Source organism: Tunicatimonas sp. (assembly GCF_049647865.1).
In the GTDB taxonomy this organism is placed as follows: domain Bacteria; phylum Bacteroidota; class Bacteroidia; order Cytophagales; family Cyclobacteriaceae; genus Tunicatimonas.
On the sequence record NZ_JBARYM010000058.1, the window covers coordinates 1 to 8,057 of the forward strand.

An 8,057-nucleotide genomic window follows, 5' to 3' on the forward strand; every position below is an offset into this window, starting at 1 on the left:
GTTGACAGTAATATGATAGTTTACTTGTTCTTCTGAAGTGTGATAGTGTGATTTCTGTAATGCCTGATAAATTATACTATGGTCAGTACGATACGCCGGAACACAATCCCGAATTTCTATAGATTGAACATGCCGTTGAGCCAATATTGTTTGCACAAATCGTAAGAAGTCAGAAATCTGATCCTCCGTTAGTGAACGACTATATTCTAAAGATCCAAAAGGTAATTCCGGCAAACTGATTGCCCGTAGCGTACCATCTTCCTGCTCTCTGATTACAAAATGAATACGAGCCTCGACGCTTCGCCTTTGGTGATTCACCGCATAAAACGACTGAACCGGATAGTTTTTTAAGGCCAAAAAGTTTTCCTGATTGTACAGAAACGGTTCAAATGCTAGTGAATAGCCAGTGGGTCGTGAACCATCAACAAAGTTGAACATTATATCGGACATGCAAATTCATAAGCTGAAACAACTGCGAAGATACACAAAAGACTTATTCACTTCTAAGCGAGTCTACCGGGTTGGCTACTGCGGCTTTGATAGATTGCCAACTTACCGTAAGTACGGCGATTAGCATAGTACCTACTCCTGCCGCTAGCAGTACTTCAGGACCTATCGCTACGCGGAAAGCGTAAGATTGTAACCACTCATTGAGTGCGAAATAGGTTAGCGGTAACGCGATAATGATAGCAATACCAATCAGTTTGATAAAGTCGCGGGCCAGCAAAACTGTAATACCACTCACCGAAGCACCCAGCACTTTTCTAACTCCAATCTCCTTCTTGCGCTGCTGAGTGGTGAAAGCCGATAAACCAAATAAGCCAAGTCCGCCAATGAATAAGGCTAACAAAGCAAATATACTAATCAGTTGGCTAAACCGCTGTTCGGACTGATACTGCCGGTTGAAGTAGTCGTCGAGGAAAAAGTAGGAGAAAGGATTGCCAGGAAAAGTGGCCTCCCAGTTATCTTCAATGTAAGCGACGGTTTCTTCTAAATCCTGCGTATTGACTTTTATTACGTAGTACTCTGAACTTACCGTATTGAGTATGAATAGCATGGGTTCAATGGCAGTCTTGAGCGATTCCTGATGAAAATCGTTCACCACTCCCACAATATTGGGGTGCCAGTCGCCATCGCCGATCGTAACCGTTTGACCAACGGCTTCTTCTGGGCTGTCAAACCCTAGCATACTTACGGCCGACTCAGTAATAATGACTGAGGTGTCTTGGTCATTCGTAAACCCTTTGGAAAAATTTCGTCCTGCCAGCAAGTTCATCTCAAACATATCGATGAAATCGTAGTCAATACCGTTAAGCCGGATAGTTTGGGCCTCTTCCTGCGGAGTTCCGTATTGGCGGATAAGGAATAGCCATTTCCGCTTTTTGCCTGGTACTAAATGGACTCCTGCTACTTTTTCAATCGAGCTGTGCTGTAGGAGCTCATTTTTGAACTGCTCATTATCATTTTGCATTTCCTGCCAATCTTGCGGACGAACACTGGGACGTTCTAGCACTAATGTTTGATCAATACTAAATCCTAAGTCCTGATTGAGCATGTACTGCATTTGCTGGTAGACAATAAACGTACCGGCTACTAAGGTAATAGCCGCGGCAAACTGAAATACCACCAATGTCTTGCGTAGAATAACTCCGTGGCTAGAGTTGCGAAATTTTCCCTTGAGTACTGCAGCCGGCCGGAAAGATGACAGCACAAAAGCTGGATATAGTCCCGATAGCAATGAGCCGAATACGAATAGTCCAGCAATAATGATCCAGAGCCAGGGCTGGCTCCAAAAGTCTGCTACCGAAAACTGCAAGCCGGTAAGCGCATTAAAGGTCGGCAGAAATACAATCACTAGCAGTGCCGCAATGATGATGGCTACCAGATTCACCAGTAAGGATTCAGCCAAAAACTGCCGGACTAATTGCTGACGAAAGGCACCTAGTGCTTTTCGTACACCAACTTCCCGGCTGCGGTCGGTGGCCCGAGCAGTAGACAGGTTCACGTAATTAATCCAGGCGATGATGAGGATAAAGCTGGCGATAATCAATAAGCTAAATATTACCTTCGCATTCCCGTTGGTTTCGGCTTCGTTCTGTAGGTCGGAATAAAGGTGAATGCTTTCTAAGGGCTGCAGCAGTAGGTCTTCTCGGCGATTCTGCTCGGCCAGCCCAGGTTTATACTGCTTTACAACTGCCGGGAACTGGGCTTCCAGCGACGTGGGTGAGGTATCATCCTCTACCAGCACGTAGGTGTAGAAGTCATTACGATCCCAGGTGAGGTCGTAGCGCTCTTTGGCCCAGTCGCCCCGGTTGTAGAGGGTATTGTAGGAGATCAGTACTTCAAACGTAAGATGCGAGTTCTCAGGAATATCTTTGAAGACTCCGGTTACTTCGCAGCTTTCATCGTTGAAGTCATCGTCTTGCAGCCGAAGCGTTTTACCCATTGGATCAGCATCGCCGAAGTATTTTTCGGCCATCGTCTCCGAAATAATGATTGAGAATGGATTCTCTAATGCAGTAGCCGGGTTGCCTTTCACCATCTCAAACGAGAAGATGGTAAATAGGGAAGCATCAGCATACATCAACTTGTCTTGTTTGAGTTGTACCGGACCATTGGGGGCATCTTCGTACGTTAGCACAATATTATTCTTGTAACCCATATTGTACAGGCGGGTGTAGTCAACAATTTCTGGAAACCCAGCTTTTAGTGCCGGACCTACTCCTGGGAAGTTTTCAGCATCTTTTTTTACCAGTTCTCCATCCAAATACAAGTCGAGCTGCACCCGGTATATTTGGTCTTGTTGATCGTGGAAGTCATCGTAGCTTCGCTCAAATACCACGTATTGGGTAATCATTAAGAAGGCAGCAATACCTACGGCCAAGCCTAGTATATTAATAATGGAGTAAAATTTCTTGGCGAGTACGTTGCGGATGGCAACAGTAAAATAATTTTTTAGCATAGCGGGGTTGTTTTGAAAATGTTGTTTTCGTTTTCGGATATAATCCGGGTGAAGGAACATCAGCACATTGAGCCAGTAAATAAGCTGCGCCCATCGTAATCCTTTCGCCTCCACCCTTCGCTGAAAGAGTTCGTACAAATCGCCCTCTACCTCGTCCAGCAGTTCGGGGCGGCAGTACCAACGAAGAAAGCGAGCAGCGAGTCGGGGTGGTGAATGATTGTAATCAGCATTCATCTAAAAGACAGCTTAGTGGGATTTTCACTTTGGTTCATAATATTTTGTTTGCTCTTCATTCTGATAATCGTATGATCCTGCTTATCCTGATCCAGATAGGGTTGTCTAGACAATATCCCATACCACGCTGGGAATCGCCTGCCATAGCGCATTACGCATCTGCCGAGCTTCGCGCAGGGTTTCTTTACCCGAATTGGTAATCGTAAACAGTCGCTTTTTTCGTCCGCCTCGCTCTTCGCTAGCTCCACCCATTTGGGAGTGCAGATAGCCCTTTTGTTCTAACCGCATGAGCGTTTTGTGAACGGAGCTTATAGTAACCTTACGATTAGTACGCTGCTCAATTTCATCGGTAATCGCCAGACCATAAGCATCGTCGTAGAGAATACCGACAGTTAGCAGTACAATCTCTTCAAATTCACCCAGATGGTTGCGTTGGTTCATTTGTTTCACCTTTGTCTATTTATATATTGGCAACGACAGTGCCAAGGCGGTAGAACGGAAAAAACGAAGGAAAGCAAGAAGATACTGTCCGATTCCGATCAAAAGCTGTTCATTACTGGACAGGTAAGGGCGCGTCCGAAGAACCTATTACTCTAGTTTTTTCGTTAGCATTGTAGCATGAAAAATGAACGGGCTATAGAAGAACTACTGGCAGAAATGCTACGGAAGCAGGATCAGCAAACGGATGTACTGCGTCTGCAAGCTGATTTGTTAACGGATTTATCTAAAAATCAGCGAACAATTGTTGGTAATCTGGAGTCATTAACTGGGGTAGTAAAGTCACTGGATGGTAGAGTAGAAACGCTAAACGGTAAATTTGATTCATTGAATGGTGAAGTGCAGGGTATCAAAGTTGCATTCAACCAAAGTACCGACAATGCTGAGCACAACTTTAAGCTTATCATAGCTGAGCTCCAAGCTATCCGGGGTGAGTTCAAACGTATGGATGAATTCGAGCGACGGTTGCAGATGCTGGAACAAAAGGTAGGCTAGTGCTCTGCCAAATCTAAAAATCCGCGATAGCTTTAGACTAGCTGTTCGCCCTCAATTTAAAGTATTGACAAAGCACTAATCGAAAAATTGCCACTTAATCCCTAAGTCAATGGCTAACGGCTGACCGGGGTAGAAAGGCGTGGTAAAATAACCATCTTCAAAATCGAGTAACCCAGCGCTAACCTGAGGCATTCGAACGAACAGTCGGGCAGTACGTACCTTTAAATTCACGAACACATCAGCAATTGGGAAGCTTTGCCCATTAGGGAGGGGCAACGGAAAATTACCAATCAAACCTAAATTATCCATTCCGTTGGGCTGTAAAAAAAATTGCTGCGTAGCTACATCGTAGTCGTAACCCAAGTACGAACTGGTATAGTGGATATCTGTACCGATCTGCAATACGATTTTCCCATCTAGAAAAATATTCTCGTAGTACAAGCGGGCAAAAGCAGTTAGCTCGGGTACGGGATAAACGTCAGCTGCCCGTCCGCTGGTCAGGGTGTAGATAGCTTGTCCCTGAAAGTGCATCTTCTTCAGAAAATTAATTCGAACCTCAGCCCCGGGCGAAAGTACCTGTACTGCACCACCCGCTTGCTCCGGATACGCCTGCCGACTGTTTAGCGTAGTATCGCGCCGATAATAAATAGGGCGGTTAATATTAGAAAGGGTAGCAAACGGACGTAGATAGATATTAGGAAATGGATATTCCAATGAGCCCGAAATTTGGTCAATAGCCGTAGGTTCAAAAGAATCTCTCCAGTAATTATGATTACCAATAAATTGCTGATTAACAAAAGTAGGCAGTACCCGGGCCCGGCTGGCTTTGGCCTTTAAAATAGGGTTGCTGAACTCAGCATCTATTCGGTAGCTTTCGGTGTTTAGGTAGTCTACTCCCCCGCCCAAAAAGGTGCTATCCCCCAGATCTAAGCGAAGATCAAACCCAGCGTAGAGTTCGGTAAAGTCTTCCCCATCCACCTGGTTCTGGCCGTAAACTGGCAACGTTGGCACGGTATCTTGGTTATAGTAGACAATAGGGCGGCGAATGCGATAATGCACACTGTAAAATAAATTACCTAAGCTGCCCTTTATCCCCACTTCATTATCCCATACATCGTATTCAATCCGGTCGGCGGTTTGTGCCGTATCTAGCAAAACCCGAGAAAAGTAACGGGTAGCCGAATCAGTATCGATAGTTTCATTACCCAATTGGTAGTAAAAAAAGTTGTTCTGATGGCGGCGGGTAAACTGATGATATACTTGCAGTAATTCACTCAACTCAAACTGATGGTACAGATGGTAATTGAACCGAAACTCCTTTGCCTCAAACCCCCGCAGCCAGACCGGGGAAGCCTGCCCAAAAAAGAATTCTGATAACCCAGAATCAGTAGTAGTATCTTCTACTACTCCTCCCGATTCATCTACATTATGCCCAAAACGGGTGGCGTTAGCCATGAGTTGGTAGCGTTCGTTTTCACTGCGATAGTGCATAAATGCCGTGATGTTACTAGAGCGCACCACATTATCACCCTCGCGACGGACCGCTCCCAACTGCTTATCAATACTTAGTGTTCGTACATTCATCCCAAAGTTTAAATTGGGACCAATATTTCGGGAGAAAGTAACATCCACCACATTTCTGCCTGTCCCTCCAAACGTGACATACATTTGGGTGAAGGGCGATTTGGTATCGTAGTAGCGTACATCTTCCGGTTCGGTTACATAAATATCATAAGCATCCAACCCGATATCAGTACCAATGGTGGTAGGCACTACCGGGTAGATATTTCGGCTCGCCATACCGATTACTCCCAAGTATTGCTGGTAGTTCAAGAAATTCTCTACTCGACTGTACTTATGCACTCCGGTTAGCACCGTATCTACCGACTGATAGATTACCCGGTTGTTCTGCAAATCTGACTGATAAATATAGCGGGAGGTTTCGGGGCCATACTGCACCGTATCTTCCTGGTTCTGGGTGGTAGTGTCCGTCGGAATATTCACCCGGCCCGGCCGCTGGGCCAATCCACTCGTAATACTAATTATCACGAATATCCACCCGGCTAATACTTTAGCAAACTGCTTATCTACAATATTTTTCAAGTCTCAGCAGGTGTTGGCATTTGCTGACGTAACCAGTCTGTAAAAGTGGTGTCGTCGGGTAAAAAATAGGTTTGAATGGGGATGTAAAAGAGCGGTAATGTCCGCCATTGTTGCGTCAGCGGACCGCCTATCATTTTCACCATGTCCTTTTCGGTGGTCATAAAGCAAACGTTTTCGGCTTGAGCGCGCTTGCGAAGGTTTTCAATATCTTTTTCCGTATAACGATGATGATCGGCAAAAGTAATATATTCTTGGGTAAGAAAATGATGTTGTACGTATTGTTGAAATAATTTGGGGTGGGCAATGCCAGAAAAAGCAATGATTTTATCTTTCATCTCGGTTCCTTCAAACACGGGTTTTGGATCGGCGTAGCGTATTTTACTAAAAAAAACAGGAGTGTCAGATTTGGTATACCGTGCGATACGGTTGGTGATTTTTTCTTGCTGGTCGGATGTCAGATTATCCGGACACTTGGTAACGACCACCGCATCGGCTCGCTCGGCTCCCGAACGGGCTTCCCGTAACCGACCTGATGGAAGAACCCAATCTTGGTAAAAAGGACGGTCAAACGAGGTAAGCAGAATATTCAGGTTGCGAGCAATGGCTCGGTGCTGGTAAGCATCGTCCAGCAAAATTACCTGAGTTTCAGGGTGGTGGTGCATTATTTCAGGAACGCCCAGTATCCGTTCTTCGGCCACCGCTACCGGTACCGACCTACTCTGATACTTCCGGCAAAACTGGTACGGCTCATCGCCCAGCGTTTCGGCTGAATCTTCGCCAGTGGCCAGCCGTACTCCCCGGGTCTTCCGGCCGTAGCCCCGGCTCAATATCGCTACCGAATAATTTTCTTGTAGCAAGAAGTCGGTCAAATACTCAATCATCGGCGATTTTCCAGTACCACCTACACTAAGATTCCCTACGCTGATGATGAACGGAGTGAAGTTTAGCGTTTTTTGGTAGCCAGCATTGTACAGCTGATTACGCAATCGTGTGATGCCGTCGTATAAAACGGTAACGGGCCAGAGTATCATTTGACCAAAAGTAAATAGCGATGATTTTTGGGAATTTATCAAAAGGTAGCTGCGTTGCTTGAATCTACGCGAAGTAAACGAATGCCGATTGTTTTATCAATCGTATTAACGGATCAATACTTCTATTTAGGTACAAGATTTGTACTACCTACCCTTTTTCAGTGTGAAATCAGTAAACTTTAAACCTGAATACCTATGAACATTCAAGTAGTGATTCGTTTGCTAGGAATCATTGTGTTAGTAGTAGGATGTTACTGGCCGACAGAAGGTAGTAGCAACCTTATCCACAGTAAAGTAAACGTAGAATCTGAAGAGGTGAGTGGCTACGAAGAGACTTAAAACGTAGAAAATGGACTACTCGTGATGACCAGTATTGGAGAGCACAAAAAGGAATTTACTAATCAGTGGAAGTACATTTTCTCTGATCCTATATACGTGCTTTTGAAAATTATTGCTGTCTTCCTGAATGTAGTGCTACTGCGGAAGCTGGCCAAAAAGGAACTATAATGCTAATCTGAGAAAAAACTCGGCTGAAATGCCGAAAACCTGCATAGTGGAGGAACTAACAATAGTATCAACTGTCTTGCAATAGGGGGGTGAGAATTTGCCAAAGGATTGGTCTGCTGCTAAGCTTTCGGCTCTTTAAGAAGCTTTATAATAATTCCGAGCTGACCTAAATGATAAATATCATGATGCAGCATTCCACGAATCACGAACAGATACGAGTAGTAATC

The 8,057-nt window shown here is 44.9% G+C and carries 8 protein-coding genes; 3 read left to right on the forward strand and 5 right to left on the reverse strand.

The window, feature by feature from the left end; translation table 11 throughout:
- The 3 genes from WBA23_RS02090 to WBA23_RS02100 all read right to left on the reverse strand — a co-directional run.
- On the reverse strand, positions 1-450 hold a 450-nt coding region (locus WBA23_RS02090), incomplete at its 3' end, for a hypothetical protein (RefSeq protein ID WP_424580583.1).
- A gap of 43 nt (positions 451-493) precedes the next feature.
- Positions 494-3,196 (reverse strand): ABC transporter permease, encoded by a 2,703-nt coding sequence (locus WBA23_RS02095; RefSeq protein WP_424580584.1) that lies wholly within the window; start codon positions 3,194-3,196, stop codon positions 494-496.
- Between the two features lie 105 nt (positions 3,197-3,301).
- Positions 3,302-3,637, reverse strand: a complete 336-nt coding sequence (locus tag WBA23_RS02100; RefSeq protein WP_424580585.1) for a PadR family transcriptional regulator — start codon at positions 3,635-3,637, stop codon at positions 3,302-3,304.
- Between the two features lie 177 nt (positions 3,638-3,814).
- Between WBA23_RS02100 and WBA23_RS02105 the strand changes: the two genes are divergently transcribed.
- Positions 3,815-4,189, forward strand: coding sequence for a hypothetical protein (locus tag WBA23_RS02105; protein ID WP_424580586.1), 375 nt, complete (start codon positions 3,815-3,817; stop codon positions 4,187-4,189).
- 75 nt (positions 4,190-4,264) lie between these two features.
- On the opposite strand, the gene WBA23_RS02110 is transcribed toward WBA23_RS02105, so the two are convergent.
- Entirely contained in the window at positions 4,265-6,292 is a 2,028-nt protein-coding gene (locus tag WBA23_RS02110) for a putative porin (protein WP_424580587.1), read from the reverse strand.
- A complete protein-coding gene (lpxK, locus tag WBA23_RS02115; RefSeq protein ID WP_424580588.1) occupies positions 6,289-7,323 on the reverse strand; it encodes a tetraacyldisaccharide 4'-kinase in 1,035 nt (344 codons plus the stop codon). Before lpxK ends, WBA23_RS02110 begins: the two co-directional genes overlap by 4 nt.
- 195 nt (positions 7,324-7,518) lie before the next feature.
- On the opposite strand from lpxK, the gene WBA23_RS02120 reads away from it, so the two are divergent.
- Both WBA23_RS02120 and WBA23_RS02125 read left to right on the forward strand, forming a co-directional pair.
- Positions 7,519-7,662, forward strand: a complete 144-nt coding sequence (locus tag WBA23_RS02120; protein ID WP_424580589.1) for a hypothetical protein — start codon at positions 7,519-7,521, stop codon at positions 7,660-7,662.
- A 24-nt stretch (positions 7,663-7,686) separates the two neighbouring features.
- Complete coding sequence (locus WBA23_RS02125) at positions 7,687-7,830, forward strand: hypothetical protein (protein WP_424580591.1); 144 nt, start codon at positions 7,687-7,689, stop codon at positions 7,828-7,830.
- Positions 7,831-8,057 lie beyond the last annotated feature (227 nt).

What these genes read in the sequence shown, in the direction of transcription:
- WBA23_RS02095 (WP_424580584.1), bottom strand. Translation starts at nt 3,196, where the DNA reads ATGAATGCTGATTACAATCATTCACCACCCCGACTCGCTGCTCGCTTT.
- WBA23_RS02100 (WP_424580585.1), bottom strand. Translation starts at nt 3,637, where the DNA reads ATGAACCAACGCAACCATCTGGGTGAATTTGAAGAGATTGTACTGCTA.
- WBA23_RS02105 (WP_424580586.1), top strand. Translation starts at nt 3,815, where the DNA reads ATGAAAAATGAACGGGCTATAGAAGAACTACTGGCAGAAATGCTACGG.
- lpxK (WP_424580588.1), bottom strand. Translation starts at nt 7,323, where the DNA reads ATGATACTCTGGCCCGTTACCGTTTTATACGACGGCATCACACGATTG.
- WBA23_RS02120 (WP_424580589.1), top strand. Translation starts at nt 7,519, where the DNA reads ATGAACATTCAAGTAGTGATTCGTTTGCTAGGAATCATTGTGTTAGTA.
- WBA23_RS02125 (WP_424580591.1), top strand. Translation starts at nt 7,687, where the DNA reads ATGACCAGTATTGGAGAGCACAAAAAGGAATTTACTAATCAGTGGAAG.